Genomic DNA, 24971 nt, shown 5'->3' on the forward strand with positions numbered 1-24971 from the left:
ATTGCTTGTTTACGGTCGCACGGTCTATTCAGACGGTGCCTCATTTAACACCTTAAGCGGCGAGTCTGACGCAATGCTTTCTGCCATATTTTCGAAAGCGTCAGCATTGGGCAAATCGCTCAACGACGTCATCGAAAAATAGTCTAAGAAGCCTTTGGTAGTTGCATAAAGCGCTGGTCGCCCAGGCACTTCTTTGTGGCCTACTACCTTAACCCAGTCTCGTTCTGTGAGTGTCTTTATAATATTACTGCTTACCGCCACGCCCCTTACCTGCTCGATTTCTCCGCGTGTAATAGGCTGACGATAGGCAATAAGCGCCAATGTTTCGAGCATTGCTCTAGAATACTTTGGCGCATTTTCCTGCCACAATTTACTTAACCACGGACTTAACGCATCTAACGACTGAAAACGATAGCCACTCGCGACTTCCACCAGCTGAATACCTCGTGGCTGATAATCTAACTTTAGCTCGTTAAGCACCTTACTCAAGGTTCTGTCGGCAACGGTAAACTCATTAAGTACCGTTTCTTTTAAATGCTGCTTTGAAATTGGTTTATCAGCAACAAATATTGCTGCCTCTACTAATTGTTTAAGCTGCGCCGTGTTAATTTTCTTCATGGGCACCTAATTTTACATGAATTTTTGCGTAAGGACCTGCCTGAATGCATAAAATTAGCTGTTCTTTTACTAATTCTAGAATTGCTAAGAAACAAACCACTACGCCAGCTTTCCCTTCATCCACCGTAAATAGGCGTTCAAGCGGCGTATATTCTGCTGTTGTAAGTAACGACAAAATAAGCGACATGCGCTCTCGGGTGCTCAGCGCTTCCCGTTCAATAGTATGGTGCTCAAAAGCTTCAGCACGTTTCATGGCTGCGCTAAACGCTAATACAATTTCTGCTAAAGAAACATCAGGCTCAATACGAATTGGCGCTACACTCTCACTCAGCTCAACATGTGGTTGGAAAATATCACGCTCTAGTCGTGGCTGAATATCTAAATCTTCCGCTGCTTGCTTTACTAGCTCGTATTCTTTTAATCGGCGAATAAGCTCTGCGCGAGGGTCTTCTTCTTCGTCGGAATCGTCACTGCGTTTAGGTAGTAGAAGCCTGGACTTAATTTCTGCCAATATGGCTGCCATCAGCAAATACTCTGCCGCCAGCTCAAGTTTCAGCGACATCATGGCATCCACATACTCCATATACTGCTTGGTAACATCAGCGATGGGCAATGTGGTGATATCAAACTTCTGTTTTCTGATTAGATAAAGCAATAAGTCGAGAGGCCCTTCAAAGGTCTCTAATATGACTTCTAGCGCATCTGGGGGAATGAAAAGATCTTCAGGTTTTTCAATTAGCGCTTCGCCATTTATGAACGCTAGCGGTAACGGTTGCTGGACGGGCGTTGCAAGCGACTTTTCAGTCGGCGATTCATTGCCTGTATTTTTTTCTTCAACAAGTTCTGACACAGTTCGACAACCGTTTCTCACACGCTATCAAAGCGACTATTATTGATTTTATTATTTAGGTGCTTACGCTGCATCCCATCAACATTGTTTCTGAAAACACACTTGCTTAACCAGCGAATATCTAAACCAATGCTGCACATATAAGGTTATTCAAACGGAGATGGATCGCCCGTACCATGGCGTAAAATTACCGGCGCATCTTCCGATAAGTCCACCACAGTCGTTGGCTGCTCGCCAATGTAACCACCGTGAATAATAAGCCCAACTTGCTTTTCTAAGTTGTCGCGAATGATATCAGGGTCTGATTCAGCCATGGTGTTGCCTGGCAAAATCAAAGACGTAGACATTAACGGCTCGCCCAGCTCTTCTAACAACGCTAGCGCAATGGCGTTGTCAGGCACACGAATACCAATGGTTTTTCGTTTAGGATTTTGCAAACGCTTTGGTACCTCACGGGTCGCTTTCAACACAAACGTGTAGTGCCCCGGCGTATTGTTTTTAATTTGTCTAAAGGCCGTGTTGTCTACTTTTGCATAAATCGAAAGCTCAGACATATCTCGACACATTAAGGTAAAATTGTGGTCTTTATCTATTTGACGAATGCGACACAGTTGCTCAAGCGCCTTTTTGTCTTCCATTTGGCAGCCTATGGCATAGCCTGAGTCGGTAGGATACACTACAACAGCACCTTCCCGAATTAACTCGCAGGCTTGGCTAATTAAGCGCTTTTGCGGGTTGTCGGGGTGTACATAGAAAAATTGACTCATAAATACTTCCTTTTCAAAAAAGCGTCATCGACAGCACTACTTTGCCAACCGGGTGTGTGACTGTCTACTTGTTGGGCTTCTGTTGGCCTATTTGTTAGTGAAAACGCTCATCAACCGCACGTTAACTATTTAACTTACACCACAGGTTTATACCGTGACAGTGTTAAATTAGATTTTCTTAACTCTCAGCCGTCAGCCCTTCAAACAGCTGCCAATTATGCCATACCGGCGTGAGTTTACTGCTAATGCCTAGGTTCTTACCCAGCTCAGTCCAACGAGACGGGAAGTGAAAATCAGAGCCCGCCGATGCTAACAACTGATGAGTTTGCGCAAGCTCGTTGATAAGTTCCTGCTTTGTTTTATTGATACCTGGGAACACAGTTTCAATAGCATCGCCACCGGCTTGTTCAAACAAGGCCACCAAGCGCCGTAGCCACTTTGCTGTCATGTCGTAATGGGCAGGATGAGCAAGAACGGCTTGTCCACCTGCTTCGTGGATCCATGTGATAGCCGTTTCAATGCTTGGCCACTCAGCTTTAACGGCCGCTCGTTTGCCTTTCCCTAAGTACTTTTTAAACGCGGCATCCATACTGGGCACGCCGTAATTGTTTACCAATACTCGTGCAAAGTGAGCCCGCGTTACCTGCCCAACGCCCGCCAGCGCTTTTGCGCGCGCTAAAACACCCTCAAAGCCGCACTTTTCAAGCTTATCGGCAATTTTCTCAGCCCGGGTTTCGCGAGTTTGAGACTGACCTTGCAGCCGCTCAAGAAACATTGGGCAATGTCTGTCCACATTTAACCCAACTATATGGATGTCGAAACTGTGCCACGTAGTTGAAATTTCAACACCATCAATAATGGTTAGCGCTCGTTTTTGCTTTGCTTGCGTAGCATGCGCTTCTTCCAAACCAGCAACCGTGTCGTGGTCGGTAACAGCAAGTGCATCCACCTGCATAGTGTGCGCGCGAAGGATTAATTCTTCTGGCGTTAAATGGCCGTCAGAGTATTTTGTGTGACTATGTAGATCTATTTTCAATGTCTTATGCAAATTTTAGGTTGACACAAAAGGCAATTTGTTTTCTTCTATATACACAAAGTATACGTACTAACCGCTTCAAATCCTATTGAAGTTTGGAAAAACAACGAGTAATTCATGCATTCATACAATATTTCAACAGCAATGACAGTTGCAGCTTGGTGGTGGCACTCCCTAACTTAACGGGCGGTGTGCACTGTAGTGCGTGAATGAATACACATAAAGGCCCGTTTATACGGGCCTTTTTTTTATCTTTTTGCAATTGGAGAGTAGCAAAAATGAGTTTAGCGGAACTGGGAACTTCCCCAGGCAAAGTAGAAACAATAGAGCAAGTTGGGAGATATGTGGACGACCCCCTTGCTGCGTTTGCCCATTTATGCGGAAACAAAAGCAACGCGCTGCTCTTAGAGTCAGCCGAAATTGATTCTAAAGATGACCTACAAAGCTTGCTAATGGTTGATGCAGCGCTGCGTATGGAATGCAGAGGCAACCGCGTTGAGGTGACAGCGCTCACCGCAAATGGCGCTTCTGTGTTGCCCTTATTTGCTTCTCACGCACCAGATGGCTTAAACGTCAAAGAAAGGACAGACACTTCAATTACGTTGGTGTGCAATGACGCTGACAGCGAGCTTGATGAAGACAGCCGATTAAAAGCCGCGAGCGTAATGGACGCACTTCGCATTGTAATCAACAAGATTACGCCTATTCGCCAGCACCCCCACGCAGTCTTTTTAGGCGGCGTATTTGCCTACGACATGTTGGCAGGCTTTGAAAAGTTGCCTGGTGTCGCAGAAGGTGAAAATGACTGTCCAGATTTTGTATTCTATTTAGCTGAAACCTTAATTACTGTTGATCACCAAACTCGCGAAACGCATTTAATTGGCAGTGTATTTAGCGGGCAAGATGTTGCACAGCAATACTTTGCCATAGCGCAGCGCTTAGAGTCGATTCATCAGCAGCTACACGATATGCCTGCCAAGCCCGTGCTAGTAAGCACAAATGCAGCAAAGCACATAGAGGCGCAAAGTGGACAGTCACTCGTTTCAAATACCGATACCGTACACGGACAGTCACTTTCTTCTTTTGACCCAAGCGTTGAAGTTAGCGTTGATTTAAGTGATGAACAGTTTTGCAATCATGTGCTCGACCTAAAACAGCACATTCTAGCCGGCGACATTTTTCAGGTTGTGCCCTCGCGCACATTCTCTCTCCCCTGCCCGTCGCCGCTACTTGCCTACGCTAAACTTAAAGAATCAAATCCAAGCCCTTACATGTTTTACATGCAAGATGCCGCTTTTAGTATATTTGGCGCCTCTCCAGAATCAGCGCTTAAATACGAAAGGGAAAGCAATCAGGTAGAGATTTACCCTATTGCCGGTACTCGCCCTCGCGGTAAGCGCCCCGACGGCAGTATTGATAGAGATTTAGACAGCCGTATTGAGCTAAACCTTCGTGAAGACACCAAAGAAAAGTCTGAACACATTATGTTGGTTGACCTTGCCCGAAATGATGTAGCCAAGGTAAGCCGCCCGGGTACGCGCTATGTAAAAGATTTACTTAAAGTCGACCGTTACTCTCACGTGATGCACTTAGTGTCACGTGTGGTAGGCCAGCTGCGTGACGATTTAGATCCACTGCATGCTTATCAAGCCTGCATGAATATGGGCACCTTAGTTGGCGCACCAAAAATAAGCGCAGCTACATTAATTCGTGAAGTAGAGCACAAGCGCCGAGGCAGCTATGGTGGCGCCGTTGGTTACCTAAATGGCAATGGCGATATGGACACTTGTATAGTTATACGTTCAGCCTTTGTTAAAAACGGCAAGGCCTACATTCAAGCAGGTGCAGGCGTTGTACACGACTCTATTCCACAAGCCGAAGCAGATGAGACCCGTGCTAAAGCACAAGCGGTAATTGGCGCGGTTAAAGCGGCGCTTCTGGAAGAGGCCCAAGGCATTGACGTTGCGTTACATGAAGGAGGCAATGCATGAACCAACAAGTGACCACCTTATTTTTGCTCGACAATGTAGATTCATTTACCTACAACCTTGTTGATGAACTGCGCACTTTAAATTTAGATATAAAAGTATACCGCAACACGGTATCTGCAAATGCGCTATTTGAAAGAATGCAGGAGCAAGCTACAAAAGGCCCAGTGCTTCTTATGTTGTCGCCAGGTCCAGGCGCACCAAGTGAAGCTGGCTGTATGCCTGAGCTACTTAAAAAGGTACACGGCGTGTTCCCCGTTATCGGAATTTGTTTGGGGCACCAAGCCATTGTTGAACATTACGGCGGCACCGTGGGTCGCGCCAGCCAAGTTATGCACGGTAAGTCTTCTGCCATTACCCATTCTGAAGACGCCATGTTTAAAGATCTGCAGCAACCTTTACATGTTGCACGTTACCACTCTTTAGTGGCACATACCTTGCCTGAAAACCTTACTGTTTGCGCTTCTACAGTAAACGATGACGGCAGTGAGGCCGTAATGGCAGTTTACAATAGCGAAGATCGCATGTTGGGTTTCCAATTTCACCCAGAATCTATTTTAACAGCCCACGGCAGTTTGCTGTTAAAGCAAAGTATTGACTATTTAACGTTACAGGAAGCAAACCATGCTTAACGCGGGCCCTCTACTAGAACAAATTATGCTGCGAGAATCGCTGTCGCAAACCGAGGCATACAGCTTGTTTAACAGCATCATGCACGGAGAGCAAAGCGAAGTGATGATTGCCTCTGTGCTTACTGCGCTGAAAATGAAAAAAGAGTCACCTAGCGAAATTGCGGGTGCGGCGAGTGCTATGGTTGCAAACGCACTGCCCTTCCCAACACCGTCTTATGAATTTGCCGACATCGTTGGTACGGGTGGCGATGGTCACAACACCATTAATATTTCTAGCGCCGCAGGAGTTGTGGCCGCATCGTGTGGTGTGAAGGTAGCGAAACACGGAAATCGCAGTGTGTCGAGCAAGTCTGGTTCTGCTGATTTGTTTCGCCAGTTTGGACTTAATTTAGAAATAAGCCCAGAAACATCGCGAAAATGCTTAGATGAAGCAAATTTCACATTTCTTTTTGCACCGGTTTATCACGCCGGCATGCGTCACGCAGCCCCCGTGCGCGCTGCAATGAAGACTAGAACCTTATTTAATATACTGGGGCCACTGGCGAACCCAGCGGGTCCAACTCACGGCGTTTTCGGCGTATACTCTCCCGAACTGCTTGAACCCTATGCAAAAACGCTTATGTTGCTTGGTCAGCATCGCGCCATGATTGTGCATGGCGACGGCTTAGATGAACTAGCACTTCACGGCGAATCAATGATTTACGACCTTGAGCATGGCGATATTCGCAAGCTTACCGTTACCGCTGAAGACTTCGGTTTACCTCATTATCCACTTTCTGCAATTGAAGGTGGCGAGCCTGAAGAAAACAGACAGTTTGTTGAAGCGGCGCTAAACGGCGAAGGTAAAGAGGCACACCGCGCAGCTATCGCAATGAACTGCGGAGCACTGTTGAAAGTAACCGGTAAAGCCTCAACCTTTAAAGAAGGGGCCGAAATGGCGATGAACGCTATGGCCGAGGGGTTGCCGACGCAGTTATTAACGAAGGTTGCCCAAATTACTCAGGAGGTAAGCACGAATGGCTAATGTGCTTGAGAAAATTGTTGCAGACAAACGAGAAGAAGTGGCCTCACGTAAAGAAGCGCTGCCGCTAGAAAACTTCAAGGCTGGCCTAGTGCCTTCCCAAAAGAGTTTATTTGCGGCACTTAGTGAGCCAAACGCAGGCTTTATTTTCGAATGTAAAAAAGCGTCGCCTTCAAAAGGCCTCATTCGAGAGCATTTCGATTTAGACGAGATTTTAGCGGCTTACACGCCTTACGCTGCCGGTATTTCAGTGCTAACAGACGAGAAGTATTTTCAGGGTAAATTTGAGTACTTAGCTTATGTTACTGAGCGCGTTGCTCAGCCTGTGCTTAACAAAGATTTCTTCGTTGATACCTATCAAGTGTATTTAGCCCGTCACTACAATGCCGACGCAGTGCTATTAATGCTTAGCGTGCTAGATGATGACGAGTATCGCGAGTTGGCAAACATTGCTAATGCTCTGTCGTTAGACATTCTTACCGAAGTAAGTAATGAAGAAGAGATGAAGCGCGCCATTGCCCTTGAAGCTAACATTATTGGTATCAACAATCGCAACTTACGCGATCTTTCTACCGATTTAGCCACCACCGAACGCCTTGTGCCCATGCTTGAAAAAGCCACGCACGATTACGTGGTTATTTCAGAGTCGGGCATTTACACACACCAAGACGTGCTTCGTTTAGCGCCTGTATCCCAAGGCTTCTTAGTGGGCAGTGCTTTGATGGCCGAGGCTGACCTTCCACGCGCAGTGAAAACGTTAGTGAATGGTGCAGTTAAAGTGTGTGGGCTTACCACCCCAGAACAGGCACAAATGGCATTTGATAAAGGCGCAAGCTTTGGCGGGCTGATCTTCGCTGAAAAATCGCCACGCTGTGTGAGTGAAGCACAGGCTTTGACCATAACGCAAAGCGTTGACGGAGCTTTTGTGGGTGTGTTTGTTAATCACGACATTGATGAAGTGGTGTCGCTCGCCGCCTCGCTTAACCTTTTTGCCGTGCAGCTTCACGGCAGCGAAGATGACGCCTACATTTCTGCGCTTGCTGCCAAGCTCCCAGAAAGTTGTGAAATTTGGAAAGTCGAAGGTGTTAAAGCAACCTCTTCTGACGCACTACCAGAAGCAGTGGACAGTCACTTAAATAATAGCCTTGTAAGCCGCGTTCTTCTGGATTGCCAAGTAGGCGATGCAAAGGGCGGTACAGGCGAAGCGTTCAACTGGCAGTTATTAAATGACATTGAAGCGAAGCATAAGTTGGTGCTTGCTGGCGGTATTAGCCCCGAGAATGTCTCAGATGCTATTGCAACTGGCTGTGGCGCTATCGATGTGAATTCAGGCGTAGAAACTACACCCGGCGTGAAAAGCGAAGATAAACTCGACGCGCTTTTTACCGTTTGCCGCCGTTACTAATTTAAAAACAGGACAACGTAATGAACCAGTTAGATACAAAATTTGGCGAATTTGGTGGCATGTACGTGCCCGAACTACTTATTCCGGCGTTAGATCAGTTGGAAAAAGCATTTTTGGATGCCAAGGACGACCCGACATTTAACGAAGAGTTTTTATCTCTGTTAAAAGACTATGCCGGTCGCCCCACATCTATGACATTAACTCGCAACCTAGTGAGTAACCCTAAGGTAAAATTATACCTAAAGCGCGAAGACTTACTGCACGGTGGCGCGCACAAAACTAACCAGGTGTTAGGCCAAGCGCTACTTACTAAGCGCATGGGTAAAAAAGAAGTCATCGCCGAAACTGGCGCAGGCCAGCACGGTGTAGCAACCGCGTTAGCATGTGCATTGCTTGGGCTTAAAGCGCGTATTTATATGGGTGCGAAAGACGTTGAGCGCCAAGCACCAAACGTGTTCCGTATGAAGCTTATGGGCGCAGAGGTTATTCCTGTAAACGCAGGTTCTGGTACGCTTAAAGATGCAGTAAACGAAGCCATGCGCGACTGGTCTGCGAACTATGATAAAGCGCACTATTTATTGGGCACCGCCGCGGGTCCTCACCCCTTCCCTACCATTGTTCGTGAATATCACCGCATGATTGGTGAAGAGACTCGCGCACAAATTATGGAAAAAGAAGGTCGCTTGCCTGACGCAGTAGTAGCATGTGTGGGCGGAGGCTCAAATGCTATCGGTATGTTTGCCGACTTCATTGATGAGCCTTCTGTGCGCTTAGTGGGCGTTGAGCCTGCGGGTAAAGGCGTGCACACCAAAGAACACGGTGCAACAATCGTGACGGGCACAAAAGGTATTCTTCACGGCGCTTACACCTTCATCATGCAAGACAAAGAAGGCCAAATTGAAGAGAGCTATTCCGTATCGGCGGGGCTCGACTACCCTGCGGTAGGCCCTCAGCATGCTTACCTTCACGACATTGGCCGCGCGGAATATGTGGCCGCCACTGACGAAGAAGCGCTGAATGCATTCCAATTGCTTGCACGAAAAGAAGGTATTATTCCTGCCCTTGAGTCGTCACATGCCCTTGCTCATGCGCTGAATATGGCAGATGAAGCGGAAGAAGAAACCATAATCGTAGTGAATTTATCGGGTCGTGGCGACAAAGATTTAGCGCACGTAATCAACATTTTAGGGGACGATTTATAATGGATAGATATGCACAAATGTTTGCGGGCCTTGATGAAAAGAACCAAGGCGCATTCGTACCTTTTGTTATGGTAGGTGACCCCGATTTAGTACAATCTGAAGCCATTATTTGTCAGCTGGTTGAAAGCGGTGCAGACGCACTTGAATTGGGTATCCCTTACTCTGACCCCATCGCTGATGGCCCTACTATCCAAGCGTCAGCCATTCGCGCATTAAGCAACAAGGTGACGGTGGCAGATTGCTTGGTCGTAATTTCACGGGTTCGCGCGAAATACCCTAACGTTCCAATTGGTTTGTTGCTTTACAGTAACTTGGTTATGGCCCAAGGTGTTGAGAAATTTTACAGCAAAGCGCAAGAAGCAGGCGTTGATTCAATTTTGGTTGCAGACGTGCCAATTCGCGAAGCGGCGCCTTTCCAAAAAGCTGCCGAAGCAACAGGCATTTCACAAATATTGATTGCCCCGCCGAATGCCACAGACGAAACCATGGAAAAAATTGGTGAATACTCAAAAGGCTATACGTATTTACTGGGCCGTGCGGGCGTTACTGGCGCAGAAACGGCAGCAAACGTGCCTGCATCAGAGCTTATTGAGCGCTTAAACAAACACAAAGCAGCACCAGCATTGTTAGGTTTTGGTATCTCAACACCTGAACAGGTTAAATCTGCTATTGACGCAGGTGCCGCTGGCGCGATTTCTGGCTCGGCGACGGTGAATATCATCGCTGCCAATTTGTCGGACAGTCACAAAATGCTAAGCGAACTCGGCAGCTTTGTTGAAAGCATGAAAGCAGCAACGGCAAAAGGATAAGCGCATGCTATATATGATTTGTGCTACCGATGTAGCAGACAGCCTAGAAAAACGCCTTGCGGCGCGTCCTGCTCACCTTGAGCGTTTGAATGCGTTAAAAGGTGCAGGCCGTTTGGTAATGGCGGGCCCCTTTCCTGCGGTTGATAGCCCAGATCCTGGCCCAGCCGGGTTTACTGGCTCGCTAGTGGTAGCTGAATTTGATTCACTAGAAGCTGCTCAAGCATGGGCAGACGCCGACCCGTATATTGAGGCTGGTGTGTATGAAAGTGTTGTAGTTAAACCTTACAAAAAGGTATTGCCTTAGGTTTTTAAGCTATCTTTTGTTTTTAGATAGCGATACATAGCCACTCAAGCGAAAGCCCCTGAAAACCGGATTACTCTGGTTTTCAGGGGCTTTTTTGTTTCATTGACTGTTATGAAGAGAGCTTGCGTTAATTGTGGACAGTCACTCGTTTGCTAACCGACATATCGAAGCTAATTGTGGACAGACACTTTATTGGTTGAATCTAATTGTGGACAGACACTTTTTCAAAGTAAGCGTAAAGATTATTCAGCTTACTTCAACAAATAAGCACTAATTTTGAGGTACAGCTCGCAAAGTTTGTGTCTGTCCACGTTATTGGTTTACCAGCAATGTCATTTACTTAAGGCTTATATACAGTTTTTAATCAGCGAGGTAGACTAACCTAAGTTCAGAATGGGTTCAGTTTGCAACGTTATACTTATCTGTAAGTTGGACTGAGTGGGAAAATAATTGTGAGGTTGTATGACATTATCGCTTCGTGCTGCATTGGTTTGTTTAGTGTTAGCTCTATCTAACATCGCACCAGCAGCGGCATTGCAAAACTCTGGCGGCGGTATATCAAAAAGCGAAGCTGCGGAGCGCGCACGTGTAGCAGTAAATGGCCGCGTTTTGAAAGTAGAGCAAACCTCAAAAAACTACCGTGTAAAAGTGCTGACAACGTCAGGACGAGTAGTATCGGTAGACGTAGACAAACGCTCAGGCAAGGTAAAAACAAGTAAAGATAAGGATTAACATGCGTATCCTCGTAGCCGAAGACGATAGCAGATTATTGACTCAACTGGACGCACTACTTCAGCAAAACGGTTACAGCGTTGACTTAGCCGACAATGGTGAGCACGCGCTTTTTCTAATTCAAGAGTACAACTATGACCTCGCCATCGTCGACATTGGTATGCCAAAGCTTGACGGCTTTGAGGTTATTAGAAAAGCCCGTCAGGCTGATATTTCCTGCCCTATACTTATTTTAACTGCAAGAGATAGATGGCAAGAAAAAGTTGAAGGGTTGGATGCGGGTGCTGACGACTATCTTACCAAGCCATTTCACAATGAAGAGCTACTTGCCCGAACTAAAGCATTAATTCGACGTTCTTCGGGTCAAGCAAACCCTACTATCCAGTTCGGCCCTATATCGCTGGATACGGTCAGTGAAGAGCTATCGCTAAACGGCCAACCACTAGAGTTAACGGCGTACGAGTATAAAGTTATGGAATACTTGATGCTTAACCCGCAAAAGGTTATCTCGAAAACAGAGCTTACCGAGCACATCTACGATCAAGACTTTGATTTAGACAGCAATGTTATTGAAGTTTTCGTAGGTAGATTGCGCAAAAAACTCGACCCATCTGGAGAATTAAAACCTATTGAGACCCTTCGAGGTAGGGGTTACAGGATAAATAGAAGCTTATGAGGCAGTTGTCGCTTCGTTTGCGAAGCATCTCTCTGGCAATTGTACTGCTGGCCTTTTTTGCGCCTTTTACTGTTGTTATTTTAGATGAAGCTTATACAGATAGTTTAACTCAAGCGAAAATGAGCGAGCTTCGGCTGATGAATTTAGGCTTACTTTCTGCTTTCGAACTAGATGGCGACATGCCCTACATGCCCGAAATTTTGTACGAAGAGCAGTTAAATCTTCCGGGCTCAGGCTATCTTGGCATTATCGTATTTCGAGATAAAGTGATTTGGCAATCTGCGTCAGCCCTCGAATACACTTTTTCGCCACCTGAAATAGATGTTGCAGTGGGCAACGAGTTATTTCTAGAGTCTCACACCCCCTCATTTGAAGAGAACGCTTCATTTTTTGTATATGCTTTCACTGCGGAGTTTGCATCGAGTAGAGACTTCGAGCCCGTCAGGTTTTACATATTCAACAACAAAGCACTTTTTGAGGACGAGAGAAACACGTTTTTAAACACTACATGGCAGTGGATATTCACTCTTTGCGTAGCGCTTCTTATCTTCATCATCGTTGGTATTAGCCTTGTTCTTCTGCCTGTTAGAAAGCTGATTGATGAAATTTCACAAACATCTAGTGGCCATAAACGACAGCTTGAGGCACGTTATCCCGTTGAATTTGATTCTTTAAAGCAGTCTATTAACGGGTTACTTCAAACTGAAGCCGCACAAAGAATAAGGTACAAAAATAGCTTAGGCGATTTAGCGCATAGTTTGAAAACTCCGCTTGCCGTCGCATCAGGGAGCAAAGGCCTAACCGCAGAAGTGTATGAGGCTTTACAACAAATCGATAAAATAATTAAGCGCCAATTGAAACGGGCGAGTGCGGGTAAGTTGGGATGGCAGCAGGCAATCAATGTTCTTCCGGTTCTGCACAAGCTTGCTGATGCCATGGACAAAGTGTATCAAGACAAAGCACTTACGATTGAGCTCGAGTTAGACGAAAACACCCAATTCAAAGGCGACGAAACCGATTTAATGGAGCTTTGCGGCAACTTATTAGACAACGCGTGTAAAGCAGCTAAAAACAGAATTATTGTTTCAGCAGAAACAAAAAACAGCTGGCTTACGATTAAAGTTGAAGATGATGGTCCAGGTATACCTGACGATAAAAAGCTGCATTTGTTAGAGCGAGGTACGCGCCTTGATGCGTATACAGAAGGCCATGGCATTGGTATGGCATTAGCCGCTGACTTAGTCTCGATTTATGAGGGGAGGATGAGAATTGAGGATAGTGCACTTGGCGGTGCCTGTATAATTCTTGAGTTTCCCAATCACGATTGATGCCTTATCTGACACTTCTTGAAGAACTCTCATATTGTTTTGAGTGACTTCCAGAAGCAACACTACTCTGGACAGTCACTTAATTCACAAGGTGCAGCTAACGTAAAAGATACATGTAATGAATCGGACAGACTCTTATAACGTTACTCGCTCATTGCCTATTCAACAGCTTTCATCTGTAACGAGAAAGTGTCTGTCCACTTTTTACGTACGCATGCTATGTTTCGGACACACACTTCCTACATCACGCAATCATCGCCGACTCAACAGCTTTCATCTGTAACGAAAAAGTGTCTGTCCACTTTTTACGTACGCATGGGATGTTTCGGACACACACTTCCTACGTTACTCGATCATTGCCTATTCAACAGCTTTCATCAGTAACAGATAAGTGTCTGTCCACTACTTTTATCAAAGCTCTGTCTTTAGGCCGTAGTCTTCTCACCTTCACTCGATAACAGAACTGCAAGCCACTTGCTTTCCTCGCGAGATTCCAGTGCTATTTTTACAACCATGGTTAATGGCACTGAAAGCAGCATACCAACGGTACCCAGCAACCAGCCCCAAAATATCAATGAAAGGAATACCACAAGTGTAGATAGCCCCATGCCCTTACCCATCAACCTGGGCTCTACCATATTACCCATTATCGTATTGACAAGCACAAAGCCTAGCGCAGCAAAACCCGCAGAGGCAGGGCCAAGCTGAACGAAAGCAATTAATACCGCGGGCACCGCAGCAATTATAGAGCCGATATTGGGAATAAAATTAAGCATAAAGGCCAAGACTGCCCAAAGCATAAAGTGATCAACTCCCATCACATATAGCCAAACGCCAATAATTAGCCCCGTTCCTAAGCTTACTACCGTTTTGATTGCCAAATAACTGTTTACTGAACGAATAAATCTGTCGATATGTTTAAGCTTCATGTCAGGGTCTGCCAGTGCTATATGCAAGCGACGAGGAATACTATCGGCTTCAAAAAGCATGAAAATTACAGTAAGGAGAATTAAGAAGAGATTGGACAGTACGCCCCCCATTCCACTTATAAAATTTGTTGCTACCGACATTGCTGTTGCGGGGTCAAGGTGGGAAGCAATGAGCTCTCGATTAATATGAATATTGAATTCAGCCAATTTCGTCACAACCCAAGCGAACTCTGTATCCAGCTTACTTCTATACTCGGGCAAATTTTCTCGAAACTCGGTCATTGACTGGCCAACTAAGCCAGCTAAAAGAAAACCAAAAACAACAATAAGTAGTATAACAAAGGTGATAGAAAGCCACTTAGGCACACCAAATTTAGATGTCCAACGTATGATTGGGCTACATGCTATAGCGATAAAAATAGAGAGAAAAAATGGCACCATGATCGTACTGGCCGCTTTAATTCCGGCCATTACCACCACTAAACATGCTAAAACGATAAGAATTTTTGCTGTTGGCGAGCGTAGTTCCATTGACATTTTGTGCTACATTCCTGACTGAAACGACAATACTTTACAACGACTTATAAACAACTACAAACAAGAGACACCGATGAACTTTAATCTTGCGACTATAAAAATTAAAAACCTAAGACTACGCACTTACATTGGCATCAATGAAGATGAGATAAAAAACAAACAGGACGTGGTTGTAAATGTAAAAATTGACTACGACGCAGAAAAAGCAACTAACACTGATGATATGAGCGACGCACTCAATTATAAGACTATCACCAAAGCCATCATTAAGCTTGTGGAAGATAATCGCTTTTCACTTCTAGAAAAGCTTACCGCAGATGTTTTAAGTATTGCTGCAGAGCACTCATCAGTTCGTTACGCCGAAGTTGAAGTAGATAAACCCCACGCGCTTAGATTTTCTGATTCGGTATCATTAACACTATCTTGCAATAAGTCTGAGTAAGTTAATCCACCAAGGAGTTTACCGTGAACATTCTAATGACTGGCGGTACTGGGCTAATTGGACGCGAATTTATTCGACAATATTCGCGCGAACATACGTTCACTGTGGTATCACGCAATATAGCTAAAGCCAAAAGCATATTGGGAGATAACGTCGAAGTGGTAGAAGCTATTTCTGAGGTTAAGAATTTCGACACTTTCGATGCCGTCGTGAATTTAGCAGGAGAGCCAATAGCCGATAAGCGGTGGACAGACACTCAAAAAAAGCGAATTTGTGACAGCCGTTGGAATATAACCACTGAACTCGTTTCAAAATTTAACGACAGCGCTAATCCGCCAAACGTATTCTTATCAGGCTCAGCTATTGGATTTTACGGAAATCAGGGCGATAAGGTTGTAACCGAAGATACGCAACCACATGTGGAATTTACCAACGAGTTATGCGCGAAGTGGGAGTCAATTGCCAATAGTGTAAACCAGGAAAAAACGCGGGTTGCGACACTTAGAACTGGTGTGGTTCTGACTAAAAAAGGTGGAGCACTTGATAAAATGGCACTGCCTTTCAAGTTGGGCGCTGGTGGTACACTGGGTAGTGGCGATCAGTATTTAGCTTGGATTCATTTACAAGATATGGTGGGTGCTATTGCGTTTTTGCTAAATAACAACTCTTGTCGAGGTGCTTTTAATTTAACAGCACCTGAACCGGTTACTAATAAAGTCTTTTCAAAATCCTTAGCCAGTGCCCTCGGCCGACCTTGCCTATTCAATGTACCAAGCTTTGTGATGAAAATAGCAATGGGCGAATCATCTACGATGATTTTAGAAGGACAGCGAGTGATCCCACAAAAGCTCACCGCCGCTGGATTTACGTTTGCTTATCCCTCAGTTAAGGAAGCTTTAGACGAAGTTTACGGCGCATAGCCATAAGCTTTTTTTCAATGTTCATCTTCAATGTGGACAGACACTCGCTTAATCAAAGTGTCTGTCCACAATTCCCTTTCACAATTCCCTTGCCTGCATTCCTCTACACCATATTCCGTAGCATTTGACTGGTGTTAAGTGTAAGTAAGCGCCAGCAACCGAACGCACCTAATATTCCTACAACAATTGCGCCAACGCTTGGTGCTATCGCCCAATATTCAGGGTGCAGACTCGCTTCCATTTGAAACACTGAGGTCTGAAGCATGTATAGGCTTAGCTCGTTCGCCATTGCCGCCATAAATCCAGCTACAACTCCAATTATCACAAACTCAAAAATAACGCTTTTGCGTATGAGTGCGCCCTTGGCACCAAGTGTACGAAGAATAGCGATTTCCTGCCTACGCTCATCCATGCTTGCCTGAACCTGAGCAATTAATACTAAACTTCCCGCCATCAATACCAACACTAGGATAAACTCTACCGCTACAGAAACTTGATCAACAATATCTCGTAGCTGATTAATCCGCGCGTCGACGTCAAACATAGTTATTGACGCAAACGGTTTTAAAAGGTTAGTTAACTCAGCTTTCCTTTCGGTAGGAAGGTAGAAGCTAGTTATATAAGTAGGGCTGAATGCGGCCATTGCATCAGGGTGAATGACGAAGAAGAAATTAGGCTGCATCGTTTGCCAATTAACCTTGCGAACGCTTGTTATTTTCGTCTCAACGATTTCACTTCCCACATTAAATGTAAGTCTATCGCCCATTTTAATGTTTAAACGCTGCGCGACCCCCTCTTCTATGGATACGGGAAACCAGCCCTCTTGATACTTTTCATCAAAATCACCGTGCCAATTACCTTCAACAACTTCATTTTCTTTCTGTAAAGTGTTGCTCCACGTAAGGTTTGCTTCTCGCCCGAGACCTCGTCGGCCCTCTCTATTAGGCTCATCTTCTTTAGAAACCTCGCTGTTAACCCCTTCCCCATTTACCGATACAAATCGGCCACGGATAACGGGATAGAACTCTTCAATTTTAACGCCGTTATCAGCAAAGTGTCTGTCCAATTCAGGTTGTATGTCTGGCGTGATATTTATTAAGAAGTAATTTGGCGTGCCTTCAGGCAATTGTGAGCGCCATTGAGAAACCATGTCGTTTCTCATGACCAACACTACAAGCAGCAACATTATCGTAATTGAAAAACTAATTAGTTGGACGCTGTTGTCCATTGCGCGGCGTTTTATGCGCGCCCACGCTAATTGCCAAGGGCCCATTCTACCGCTTCCAAGTTTACGCCCAATAGCGATGAGAACATACGTTGCGCCCAGTAGACCTAAAACCAGAGCCACACCAGATGCGAATAAAATAGCGCTAATTTTTAGGTCTTGGCTGTACATCCACATAAGTAAAAATATCGCACCACCAGATGCGGCGAATTGGATGCTTCTTGAACGTAAATTGGCGGAAATGTCCTTTCTTAACACACGCAGTGGTGGTACCGAGAACAGCTGTAAAAGCGGATATAACGAGAAAAGCAGTGCGCACGTGGCACCTGTTGCAACGGCAATCAAAAGCGGCCGCCAATGCCAAACATCAAGCGATACATCGACTCTATCAGCCACCAGCGTAACTACGACTTGCTGGCCTATGAAACCAATAATTAGACCAATTAGAATACCAAGTGCAGTAATAAACAAAATCTGAAACAGGTAAACTTTGCGTATAACGCTGCTCGTCGCTCCCAACGTCTTCATAATCGCTACAGGGTCAAAGTGACGCTGAGCGTAACGCTGTGCAGCAACCGCAATAGACACTGCGGCCAAAACAATTGCTAATAAGCTTGCTAATAAAAAATAACGCTCTGCGCTTGCTACCGAGCGCCCAATTGCCGACTCGTCGTCCTCTACCGTACGCCAAGAATGTAAATCATCATTAAGCTTCGGTAACAACCACGCGTTAAAGCTTTCAACGTCACTGGCATCTCCTGCAAAAAAGCTAACATAGCGCGCTCGGCTTCCTGGTCCAGTAACTGCGGTTTTCTCTAGATCACTAAGGTTTATCAGAGCAATCGGGTCTGTATTGAACACGCTGAATCCAGCATCAGGAATATCCACCAATACTTGAGTTACCGTGAACACACCATCGCCAATTTCAATGTCATCACCAATAGAAAGGCCCAAGCTTTGGAAGAGGCGAGACTGAACCCAGGCTTCCCCTTCTTGTGGTAACTCTGCTGTAGTGCGTTTTTCGCCGAAGGGTTGGTCTGTGATGTTGACGGTTCCTTTTAACGGGTAGGCATTGTTAACCGCACGCAAGTCCACAAGCGACATTTCATCGCCTTTAAATACCATAGAGCGGGTGGCGACTTGCTTGGCCGTTGTTAACCCCTCTTCTTGTGCTTTGGCTAACCATTCCTCGTTTACCGGGTCGTCGGAGCGAAGCTGAGCGTCAGCAGCAATGAACGCAGCCGAGCGAGATTTTAGCGCTCCCTGAAGCCGCTCACTAAAAAGCGACAGCGACAATACTGCAGCGACAGATAAAACAATAGCGAACAAAATTATAGTGAGCTCACCGCGTCGAGCCTCGTGCTTGAAAAGTCGCCACGCTAAGTTAAAAGATGTCGACATCTACACTGCCTCTTTCTTATTCAAAGCATTAGCGCCCGTCGTTTCTACTAACTCGCCCGCATTCATGGTTAGTTGTCTGTCACAGTGCTCAGCAAGCTCGTTGTCATGGGTTACCAAAACAAGAGTAGTACCTTTTTCCCTATTCATTTTAAACAGCAACGATTCTATTTTTTCACTGTTTTTAGCATCAAGATTTCCAGTAGGTTCGTCAGCAAATAGAATTTTAGGAGAGGTAATAAATGCTCGCGCAATAGCGACACGCTGCTGCTCACCGCCTGAAAGCTGATTAGGGAAATGATGCGCGCGGTGCTTCAAGCCAACTTGCTCAAGAATATCTAATGCAAGCGCTTTAGGGTTATCAAGCCCGGCTATTTCAGCAGGCAACATAACATTTTCAAGCGCCGTTAAACTTTGAACCAGCATAAAGCTTTGAAAGATAAACCCTACTTTTTTCCCCCTTAAAATGGCTCGCTCTTCTTCATTCATGCTATGAAGCGCGTCACTGTCTAGGAATATTTCGCCTTCTGTAACTTGGTCTAGCCCCGCCAGTAAGCCTAAAAGTGTTGATTTTCCTGAGCCTGACGCACCAATAATGGCAACCGACTCACCAGACTTGACTTCAAAAGAAATAGGGCGAAGGATCTGCAGAGAACCTTCACTCGTATCCACTACTTTGGTTACAGCATTAGCTTTTATCATATGGGGTCATCAATTCGTGTTAGTTAAATTTCGTAATTTATTCGCTTTGTTACTTATTATTTTAATACCCTTCCAAGCGCTATCAGATCAAGCCGAACAGGGCAACACAAGCGAAAATGCGGTTTTACTCATCTTAGGTGACAGTTTATCCGCGGCCTATGGATTACAGCAACATGAGGGATGGGTCAGTTTGTTACAAAAAATGTGGCAAGACGACAACATTCCGATTGATATTGTAAATGCTGCGGTGAGCGGAGAAACCACAGATGGTGGTTTAGCACGTTTCCCTCGTTTGCTAGAGCAACACAACCCCACCCATGTTTTAATTGAATTAGGTGGAAACGATGGCCTACAAGGCCACAATATCAGTAAAATTAAGGGCAACCTTAATTCGTTGGTAACAGTAGCGAAAGAAAGTAACGCCGAAGTATTTCTTCAAGAAATGCAAATTCCTTCTAACTATGGGAAACGCTACACGCAGATGTTTACACAAAACTTTAGCAAAGTAGCTGAGTCGCAAAACGTGCAAAAAATTCCCTTTTTTCTTGAAGAGATAGCGCTTAACAAAGATTTAATGCAAAACGACGGTATTCATCCGAATGCTGATGCTCAGCCTTTAATTGCGAATTTCATGGACAGACACTTAAGAAGTTTAATCCTTAATGCTAAATAATTGTGCTAACCTAGTTAGATAATTTGTTTTCAATGAGGTTTATTTATGGATGTTTCATCTGTTAATTCTGCGCCAGTTTCAACTGTTTTAGAGTCGCCTCAGCGTCAGACGCAGCCGCTCGAACAGCGTAATGTTCAAGAAACTCGTGAAACGCAGCCTCAAAATACGCAGCAGACCTCAAGCAGTTCAGACTCTCGTGTTGGATCGAGAGTTGACGTATTTGTGTAACACTTCACTTTACTGCTAACTCATTTTATCGACGGACAGACACTCTCCTCATCGCTATCAATAACCAAATGGAGAGCTAAATAGAATTGTAGTAGTGGACAGTCACTTTGTTTAACGTGTGTCTGTCCCTTGTTTAATATTTTTTCAATTTCGAACTCCCTCTTTAACTCTGCATTTTTTTAGAGCAGCTTTTTTAGGCATTAAAACTGTCCTAAAGACCACTTAAATTTGAATCCGAAAATCTCATAATGTTCTTAAATAACTTTGGGATACGGATATGCCTCTACCTAGATACAAACAAATAAATACAGAAGTCACACCTTATTACCACTGCATCTCTCGCTGTGTAAGGCAATCGTATCTTTGCGGCAAAGACACACGAACAGGAATAAATTACGAGCATAGAAGAAAGTGGATTCAAGATAGGCTTCACAGGCTAACACAAGCCTTCGCAATTGATTTATGCGCTTACGCTGTAATGCATAATCACATTCACATTGTACTTCATATAGCGAAAGGTAGAGCTGATAGTTGGACGATGGACGAAGTTTTGCTTCGATGGCGCATGTTTTATAAATGCCCGCCAGTAGTTCAGCGATACCTAGATGATTTTGATTCAGTAACGCTTGAAGAGCTCACAGAATTGCAATCGCTGTCGGTAATTTACCGAGAGCGTCTTCAGAGTATCAGTTGGTTTATGCGATTGCTGAACGAATATATTGCAAGGAAAGCAAACAAAGAAGATGAATGTACCGGATACTTCTGGGAACGACGATTCAAATCTCAAGCCATTCTTGATGAAAAAGCACTCGCAAGCGTGATGGCCTACGTCGATTTGAACCCTATACGAGCCAAAATTGCGACAACACTAAACAATTCCCACTATACAAGTATTCAATATCGTTTGAATGCAAAACGTTCAAACAAAGTACCTAGGTTTTTAATGCCATTTTATGATGGAAAACACGAAAATAAAGTGAGTCTTCCCTTTGATTTCTCAGATTACTTGCAACTAATCACTGAGACGTTGACCGCGGAGAAAAGTCAATCGTCTCGAATAGGCGCTAAATTGCCGAGTAGGCTTTTAACTAAACTAGGTATGACAAAAGAAAACTGGCAATTAGTAACCAGTAATTTTGAAACGCTGTTTACTGGCCCTGTTGGCTGCCCTGAAATGATGAATAATTTTGCCAAGTGCTGCCACCGATCGTGCCGTCCCAATGTTACGAATGCACAGAAATACCTTTCCTGAGGGAAAATTAACGTTAAGATCGGAAACTCTACATATTAGCCTGGCGAGCCAATACATCAACGATGTCTTGCGAATTCGTGAGACGTCTAATATCGTTAAATAGCATCTCTGCTTCAGGATACTGTCTTTTTAGATAACCACACCATTGCTTTATTCGATTGGGGTAGTACTTGCCTTTATCGCCGAATATTTCGTAACCAGAATACTGTATTAGCAGTGCAGCGAGCTCAGACCAAGGCATTGGGGCGTTATTCTCTTTTATGCAAAGTGCTAAATTTGGAAGTGCCAAAGCCCCTCTTCCAATCATCAAATTTGTACATCCAGACTGACTTTGGCAACGCCTAGCATCGTCAGCGCTCCAAATCTCTCCATTAGCGACAAGAGGTATGTCAGTATGTTGCTTAATTTTTGCAATCCAGTCCCAGTAAGCAGGCGGTTTATACCCTTCAGTTTTAGTTCTAGCATGCACCACCAGTTCCGAAGCGCCTGCTTCGGTTATTGCAATGGCATTATCAATAGCAAGCGATTTATCTTCAAAGCCTAATCTGATCTTGGCAGACACTGGGATTTCAGCCGGCACTGCGTCACGAACGGCTTTTACAATGTCGAAGAGAGTCTGGGTTTCTTTTAGTAAAACCGCCCCCCCCTTACTTTTGTTAACTGTCTTTGCAGGGCAGCCAAAATTCAAGTCTACGCCTGGAGAACCTAGCTCGACTGCAGTTTGCGCATTTTCAGCAAGCCATTGTGGATGTTGCCCTAATAGCTGAACCCTTACTGGCACACCGGATGGTGTTTTTCCACCATTATGAAGTTCAGGGCATAGTCTATAAAACGTTTTTTTGGGTAGCTTCTGATCGACAACCCTCACAAACTCAGTAACGCACTGGTCGAAACCACCCACACGAGTGAGCATATCTCTCATTAAGTGATCTACAACGCCCTCCATAGGGGCAAGCATTACTTTCATTACAAACTTCTCGAATAGATGAAACAGAAAATCGGCGCGGGAGTTTAGCAAAAAGTGGAGATGCCAGCTAGGCTTGAATGCTTACTATTTCAACTAAAGTGACTGTCCGCACTTGTGCACACTTGTTCTGTACTAAATACTCAAAGCACTATTCAAGTAGAAAGCAAACTACGCGTGAGTATCCTCTGTTTTGTTAGCGCTTTTCTGTTGGCAGAGAGGTTAAAGGGAGTGTCTGTCCTTTAGTCGTTACTCTTGAGTCCAATCGCTTTTACGATTCTTCATAAGCACTTCTGTTTAGCTCTTTTAATCGAACAAATACAGATTCTTTTTGGCGCTCTGTGTATGTCCGCCAATGAGTTATTTCGTCAATAGTACGCCTGCACCCAATACAAACGTCTTCATCGTTTAGCTTACACTGGGCAATGCATGGAGATTCTAAATTCATAGTGTCTGTGTGTTGTCTAAATCATTTAAATTAGTTTGTATGCGCGTAGTGGCAATACTTGCCAGCGTCGCCTCAGACAGCTCTTTGTCTGACCACAAACACACGTGGCAACCGTAATGCGAATCGAGATATGACTTAAACTCAGTGTCTGTCCCACATTCATATTTTACCAAATTTTGTTTTTTTCCATCGTAAATGACCGCAGAATACGTAAACACAAAGAGCCTCCTTTAAAAGAGGCTCAAATATACATCTAGACGTCTAAACGTTCAAGCGTCTATTTGATAAATTCCAGAGCTGCGCAAATAGCTGCAACCTGCGCGTCGTTACAATTTTCAGGAGTAGCGTTGTCGCTATCAGGGTAAACTTCGGTCGTTGTCACATACTTCGCGTCGGTCATCCCCCCACAAAGGTATAGCGCTTTTTTGTCGTAGCAAATAACACCTTCACTTACTACATCAGCACCAATTATTTTACCGTTCTCGTCCGCTGGCGCGATATGCGTCACTTGTTTTACAGCGTCAATAACCGCCTTTTGAAACGCTAATTGGGGATTAGGCGTGTTTGCTACTGTGTAAAACCCATCAGGTATATTCCAGTTGTCATGCGTTACGCCGTCTCGCGCTGCGAGTGCTGGCCGAAACTCGCTGTTATCAGTATCAGTGGTTTCATGCAGGTCAATATGGAGCGATAGCGCTACCCCTAAGTCAGACGCTAGCTTCATAAGTTGCGCTGACTCGGGAGCTGGAGAGTCAGAAAAGAAAGAGCGATTTGGGTCCAATGCCATCGGGTTCCATCTATTAATTGTCTCATATCCCCATGGGCTTATACATGGCACTACTATCACATTAAAGTGCTTAGCATAGTGCGACAGCTTTGTTTCAATAAACTGAAGTGCGCCTTGCACACCACTTGTCTCATAGCCATGAACACCGCCTGTAACCAACACTGAAGGCTTGTTTTGGTCTATTCTCTCTGGCAACACGGCATAAAGTGGATAGCGCGCCTCATCGTAAGGTAATGCACCATATTGATTTAACTCAAAACCGTTTGGAACAATATTAGAAAGTTTATCGAGCACTTCTTCTTGATAGCTTCTTCTTACAATCTGCTGTGCTTTCCACTCAGCTTTTTCTTCATCGCCCCACGGCTTCCCGGTGGTTCCTATTGGATAATTCTGCATATAACACCTCTTTTGTATTCTTGAGATCATAACAGTTCGAAAAGCTCACGTATCTACCACATTGAATATCCAAAAGCAGTCGTGACATAAGATCTTTACGCATTAAACTTCAGAAAAAAGACCGCTTGCTAGTAGAAATGTGTCATTTGTGTATTTAAACCTAAGGTATAGAGTTACCAGTCTCTAGAATATAGTGGGTTTGTCGCTTTGGAAAAATACGAGTGTCTGTCCACTGCTGTTCTTTTTCTAAAACCATTTGAAACAAGCGATAACCTACTTAGCAAAGAAAAGTGACACTGTTTAGAATGTTGAAGAATTAAAAAAGAAAGTGACTGTCCAAAATATTTAAGAGGCAGAAACAAAAAACCAGCCGGATGGCTGGTTTTTTCGATATGGCGTCCCCTAGGGGATTCGAACCCCTGTTACCGCCGTGAAAGGGCGGTGTCCTAGGCCTCTAGACGAAGGGGACTGAAAATCTTCTTTCGAAAGCTCCGCTTTCGAGATTTTCAGTAAGGCAAAGTGAGCCAGCGAACTGAGCGACCTTTCCTTACCGAAACTTTCAGTCAGAAGTTGAATAATCAACTCCAGCCTATTTCACAGTTTTAATCGACTGTGACGCGATAAAATGGCGTCCCCTAGGGGATTCGAACCCCTGTTACCGCCGTGAAAGGGCGGTGTCCTAGGCCTCTAGACGAAGGGGAC

At 44.8% G+C, this 24971-nt stretch carries 26 protein-coding genes and 2 tRNA genes; 15 read left to right on the forward strand and 13 right to left on the reverse strand.

The annotated features are described in order from the left end of the window. Positions 1-24 precede the first annotated feature (24 nt). The 4 genes from scpB to ACHUFN_RS03205 all read right to left on the reverse strand — a co-directional run bounded on the left by scpB (position 25) and on the right by ACHUFN_RS03205 (position 3271). Positions 25-618: an SMC-Scp complex subunit ScpB gene (gene scpB, locus ACHUFN_RS03190; RefSeq protein ID WP_394220858.1), complete on the reverse strand. Its 594-nt coding sequence runs from the start codon at positions 616-618 to the stop codon at positions 25-27. Beyond that, positions 605-1468 (reverse strand): segregation and condensation protein A, encoded by an 864-nt coding sequence (locus tag ACHUFN_RS03195; RefSeq protein ID WP_394220859.1) that lies wholly within the window; start codon positions 1466-1468, stop codon positions 605-607. The genes scpB and ACHUFN_RS03195 overlap by 14 nt, the downstream gene beginning before the upstream one ends. Before the next feature lie 146 nt (positions 1469-1614). Further along, positions 1615-2235 carry an L-threonylcarbamoyladenylate synthase gene (locus ACHUFN_RS03200; RefSeq protein ID WP_394220860.1) on the reverse strand — a complete coding sequence of 207 codons (621 nt, stop codon included), beginning with the start codon at positions 2233-2235 and terminating at the stop codon, positions 1615-1617. A gap of 178 nt (positions 2236-2413) precedes the next feature. Further along, positions 2414-3271 carry a PHP domain-containing protein gene (locus tag ACHUFN_RS03205; RefSeq protein ID WP_394220861.1) on the reverse strand — a complete coding sequence of 286 codons (858 nt, stop codon included), beginning with the start codon at positions 3269-3271 and terminating at the stop codon, positions 2414-2416. A 278-nt stretch (positions 3272-3549) separates the two neighbouring features. Here ACHUFN_RS03205 and ACHUFN_RS03210 point away from each other — a divergent pair, with 278 nt between their 5' ends. The 10 genes from ACHUFN_RS03210 (at position 3550) to ACHUFN_RS03255 (ending at position 13368) form a co-directional block, all read left to right on the forward strand. Then, positions 3550-5262 carry an anthranilate synthase component 1 gene (locus tag ACHUFN_RS03210; RefSeq protein ID WP_394220862.1) on the forward strand — a complete coding sequence of 571 codons (1713 nt, stop codon included), beginning with the start codon at positions 3550-3552 and terminating at the stop codon, positions 5260-5262. Further along, complete coding sequence (locus tag ACHUFN_RS03215) at positions 5259-5891, forward strand: aminodeoxychorismate/anthranilate synthase component II (protein ID WP_394220863.1); 633 nt, start codon at positions 5259-5261, stop codon at positions 5889-5891. Before ACHUFN_RS03210 ends, ACHUFN_RS03215 begins: the two co-directional genes overlap by 4 nt. After that, positions 5884-6915, forward strand: coding sequence for an anthranilate phosphoribosyltransferase (gene trpD / locus ACHUFN_RS03220; protein ID WP_394220864.1), 1032 nt, complete (start codon positions 5884-5886; stop codon positions 6913-6915). Before ACHUFN_RS03215 ends, trpD begins: the two co-directional genes overlap by 8 nt. After that, positions 6908-8317 (forward strand): bifunctional indole-3-glycerol-phosphate synthase TrpC/phosphoribosylanthranilate isomerase TrpF, encoded by a 1410-nt coding sequence (trpCF, locus tag ACHUFN_RS03225; protein ID WP_394220865.1) that lies wholly within the window; start codon positions 6908-6910, stop codon positions 8315-8317. Before trpD ends, trpCF begins: the two co-directional genes overlap by 8 nt. Positions 8318-8337: 20 nt before the next feature. Then, a complete protein-coding gene (gene trpB / locus ACHUFN_RS03230; RefSeq protein WP_014976090.1) occupies positions 8338-9519 on the forward strand; it encodes a tryptophan synthase subunit beta in 1182 nt (393 codons plus the stop codon). Next, positions 9519-10328 carry a tryptophan synthase subunit alpha gene (gene trpA / locus ACHUFN_RS03235; protein WP_394220866.1) on the forward strand — a complete coding sequence of 270 codons (810 nt, stop codon included), beginning with the start codon at positions 9519-9521 and terminating at the stop codon, positions 10326-10328. Before trpB ends, trpA begins: the two co-directional genes overlap by 1 nt. 4 nt (positions 10329-10332) lie before the next feature. Continuing rightward, positions 10333-10632 (forward strand): YciI family protein, encoded by a 300-nt coding sequence (locus ACHUFN_RS03240; protein WP_394220867.1) that lies wholly within the window; start codon positions 10333-10335, stop codon positions 10630-10632. A gap of 462 nt (positions 10633-11094) precedes the next feature. Next, the gene (locus tag ACHUFN_RS03245; RefSeq protein ID WP_394220868.1) at positions 11095-11364 is read left to right on the forward strand and encodes a PepSY domain-containing protein; all 270 of its coding nucleotides are present in this window, start codon (positions 11095-11097) and stop codon (positions 11362-11364) included. 1 nt (position 11365) lies between these two features. Then, positions 11366-12040 (forward strand): response regulator transcription factor, encoded by a 675-nt coding sequence (locus tag ACHUFN_RS03250; RefSeq protein WP_394220869.1) that lies wholly within the window; start codon positions 11366-11368, stop codon positions 12038-12040. After that, positions 12037-13368 carry an ATP-binding protein gene (locus tag ACHUFN_RS03255; protein WP_394220870.1) on the forward strand — a complete coding sequence of 444 codons (1332 nt, stop codon included), beginning with the start codon at positions 12037-12039 and terminating at the stop codon, positions 13366-13368. The genes ACHUFN_RS03250 and ACHUFN_RS03255 overlap by 4 nt, the downstream gene beginning before the upstream one ends. A gap of 425 nt (positions 13369-13793) precedes the next feature. Here the strand turns inward: ACHUFN_RS03255 and ACHUFN_RS03260 are convergent, their stop codons facing one another. Beyond that, on the reverse strand, positions 13794-14834 hold the full coding sequence (locus tag ACHUFN_RS03260; RefSeq protein WP_394220871.1) for an AI-2E family transporter: 1041 nt from the start codon (positions 14832-14834) through the stop codon (positions 13794-13796). A gap of 73 nt (positions 14835-14907) precedes the next feature. Between ACHUFN_RS03260 and folX the strand changes: the two genes are divergently transcribed. After that, on the forward strand, positions 14908-15276 hold the full coding sequence (gene folX / locus ACHUFN_RS03265) for a dihydroneopterin triphosphate 2'-epimerase (RefSeq protein WP_105931964.1): 369 nt from the start codon (positions 14908-14910) through the stop codon (positions 15274-15276). A gap of 23 nt (positions 15277-15299) precedes the next feature. Beyond that, positions 15300-16196 (forward strand): TIGR01777 family oxidoreductase, encoded by an 897-nt coding sequence (locus tag ACHUFN_RS03270; protein WP_394220872.1) that lies wholly within the window; start codon positions 15300-15302, stop codon positions 16194-16196. A 103-nt stretch (positions 16197-16299) separates the two neighbouring features. On the opposite strand, the gene ACHUFN_RS03275 is transcribed toward ACHUFN_RS03270, so the two are convergent. Together ACHUFN_RS03275 and ACHUFN_RS03280 are read right to left on the reverse strand one after the other, a co-directional pair. Then, positions 16300-18822 (reverse strand): ABC transporter permease, encoded by a 2523-nt coding sequence (locus tag ACHUFN_RS03275; protein ID WP_394220873.1) that lies wholly within the window; start codon positions 18820-18822, stop codon positions 16300-16302. Next, a complete protein-coding gene (locus ACHUFN_RS03280) occupies positions 18823-19521 on the reverse strand; it encodes an ABC transporter ATP-binding protein (protein WP_394220874.1) in 699 nt (232 codons plus the stop codon). Positions 19522-19537: 16 nt separating this feature from the next. Between ACHUFN_RS03280 and ACHUFN_RS03285 the strand changes: the two genes are divergently transcribed. The 3 genes from ACHUFN_RS03285 to ACHUFN_RS03295 all read left to right on the forward strand — a co-directional run bounded on the left by ACHUFN_RS03285 (position 19538) and on the right by ACHUFN_RS03295 (position 21674). Further along, positions 19538-20194, forward strand: a complete 657-nt coding sequence (locus tag ACHUFN_RS03285) for an arylesterase (RefSeq protein WP_394220875.1) — start codon at positions 19538-19540, stop codon at positions 20192-20194. Positions 20195-20239: 45 nt separating this feature from the next. Beyond that, entirely contained in the window at positions 20240-20422 is a 183-nt protein-coding gene (locus ACHUFN_RS03290; RefSeq protein WP_394220876.1) for a hypothetical protein, read from the forward strand. A 277-nt stretch (positions 20423-20699) separates the two neighbouring features. Beyond that, on the forward strand, positions 20700-21674 hold the full coding sequence (locus ACHUFN_RS03295) for a transposase (RefSeq protein ID WP_394220877.1): 975 nt from the start codon (positions 20700-20702) through the stop codon (positions 21672-21674). Positions 21675-21702: 28 nt separating this feature from the next. Here the strand turns inward: ACHUFN_RS03295 and dusC are convergent, their stop codons facing one another. The 6 genes from dusC to ACHUFN_RS03325 form a co-directional block, all read right to left on the reverse strand. Next, on the reverse strand, positions 21703-22641 hold the full coding sequence (dusC, locus tag ACHUFN_RS03300) for a tRNA dihydrouridine(16) synthase DusC (protein WP_394220878.1): 939 nt from the start codon (positions 22639-22641) through the stop codon (positions 21703-21705). Positions 22642-22909: 268 nt separating this feature from the next. Continuing rightward, complete coding sequence (locus ACHUFN_RS03305) at positions 22910-23086, reverse strand: DUF1289 domain-containing protein (protein ID WP_394220879.1); 177 nt, start codon at positions 23084-23086, stop codon at positions 22910-22912. After that, positions 23083-23304, reverse strand: a complete 222-nt coding sequence (locus ACHUFN_RS03310; protein ID WP_394220880.1) for a hypothetical protein — start codon at positions 23302-23304, stop codon at positions 23083-23085. The genes ACHUFN_RS03305 and ACHUFN_RS03310 overlap by 4 nt, the downstream gene beginning before the upstream one ends. A gap of 59 nt (positions 23305-23363) precedes the next feature. After that, positions 23364-24269 (reverse strand): M14 family metallopeptidase, encoded by a 906-nt coding sequence (locus ACHUFN_RS03315; RefSeq protein WP_394220881.1) that lies wholly within the window; start codon positions 24267-24269, stop codon positions 23364-23366. Positions 24270-24662: 393 nt separating this feature from the next. Next, positions 24663-24738 (reverse strand) — tRNA-Glu (locus ACHUFN_RS03320). Between the two features lie 157 nt (positions 24739-24895). Next, positions 24896-24971, reverse strand: a tRNA-Glu gene (locus ACHUFN_RS03325).

This window comes from Alteromonas gracilis (genome assembly GCF_043642145.1).
Classification (GTDB): Bacteria; Pseudomonadota; Gammaproteobacteria; order Enterobacterales; family Alteromonadaceae; genus Alteromonas; species Alteromonas gracilis_B.

What these genes read in the sequence shown, in the direction of transcription:
- ACHUFN_RS03305 (WP_394220879.1), bottom strand. Translation starts at nt 23,086, where the DNA reads ATGAATTTAGAATCTCCATGCATTGCCCAGTGTAAGCTAAACGATGAA.
- ACHUFN_RS03240 (WP_394220867.1), top strand. Translation starts at nt 10,333, where the DNA reads ATGCTATATATGATTTGTGCTACCGATGTAGCAGACAGCCTAGAAAAA.
- trpD (WP_394220864.1), top strand. Translation starts at nt 5,884, where the DNA reads ATGCTTAACGCGGGCCCTCTACTAGAACAAATTATGCTGCGAGAATCG.
- dusC (WP_394220878.1), bottom strand. Translation starts at nt 22,641, where the DNA reads ATGAAAGTAATGCTTGCCCCTATGGAGGGCGTTGTAGATCACTTAATG.
- ACHUFN_RS03295 (WP_394220877.1), top strand. Translation starts at nt 20,700, where the DNA reads ATGCCTCTACCTAGATACAAACAAATAAATACAGAAGTCACACCTTAT.
- ACHUFN_RS03200 (WP_394220860.1), bottom strand. Translation starts at nt 2,235, where the DNA reads ATGAGTCAATTTTTCTATGTACACCCCGACAACCCGCAAAAGCGCTTA.
- folX (WP_105931964.1), top strand. Translation starts at nt 14,908, where the DNA reads ATGAACTTTAATCTTGCGACTATAAAAATTAAAAACCTAAGACTACGC.
- ACHUFN_RS03280 (WP_394220874.1), bottom strand. Translation starts at nt 19,521, where the DNA reads ATGATAAAAGCTAATGCTGTAACCAAAGTAGTGGATACGAGTGAAGGT.
- ACHUFN_RS03290 (WP_394220876.1), top strand. Translation starts at nt 20,240, where the DNA reads ATGGATGTTTCATCTGTTAATTCTGCGCCAGTTTCAACTGTTTTAGAG.
- ACHUFN_RS03260 (WP_394220871.1), bottom strand. Translation starts at nt 14,834, where the DNA reads ATGTCAATGGAACTACGCTCGCCAACAGCAAAAATTCTTATCGTTTTA.
- ACHUFN_RS03275 (WP_394220873.1), bottom strand. Translation starts at nt 18,822, where the DNA reads ATGTCGACATCTTTTAACTTAGCGTGGCGACTTTTCAAGCACGAGGCT.
- trpB (WP_014976090.1), top strand. Translation starts at nt 8,338, where the DNA reads ATGAACCAGTTAGATACAAAATTTGGCGAATTTGGTGGCATGTACGTG.
- ACHUFN_RS03250 (WP_394220869.1), top strand. Translation starts at nt 11,366, where the DNA reads ATGCGTATCCTCGTAGCCGAAGACGATAGCAGATTATTGACTCAACTG.
- trpA (WP_394220866.1), top strand. Translation starts at nt 9,519, where the DNA reads ATGGATAGATATGCACAAATGTTTGCGGGCCTTGATGAAAAGAACCAA.
- ACHUFN_RS03210 (WP_394220862.1), top strand. Translation starts at nt 3,550, where the DNA reads ATGAGTTTAGCGGAACTGGGAACTTCCCCAGGCAAAGTAGAAACAATA.
- scpB (WP_394220858.1), bottom strand. Translation starts at nt 618, where the DNA reads ATGAAGAAAATTAACACGGCGCAGCTTAAACAATTAGTAGAGGCAGCA.
- ACHUFN_RS03245 (WP_394220868.1), top strand. Translation starts at nt 11,095, where the DNA reads ATGACATTATCGCTTCGTGCTGCATTGGTTTGTTTAGTGTTAGCTCTA.
- ACHUFN_RS03315 (WP_394220881.1), bottom strand. Translation starts at nt 24,269, where the DNA reads ATGCAGAATTATCCAATAGGAACCACCGGGAAGCCGTGGGGCGATGAA.
- trpCF (WP_394220865.1), top strand. Translation starts at nt 6,908, where the DNA reads ATGGCTAATGTGCTTGAGAAAATTGTTGCAGACAAACGAGAAGAAGTG.
- ACHUFN_RS03255 (WP_394220870.1), top strand. Translation starts at nt 12,037, where the DNA reads ATGAGGCAGTTGTCGCTTCGTTTGCGAAGCATCTCTCTGGCAATTGTA.
- ACHUFN_RS03215 (WP_394220863.1), top strand. Translation starts at nt 5,259, where the DNA reads ATGAACCAACAAGTGACCACCTTATTTTTGCTCGACAATGTAGATTCA.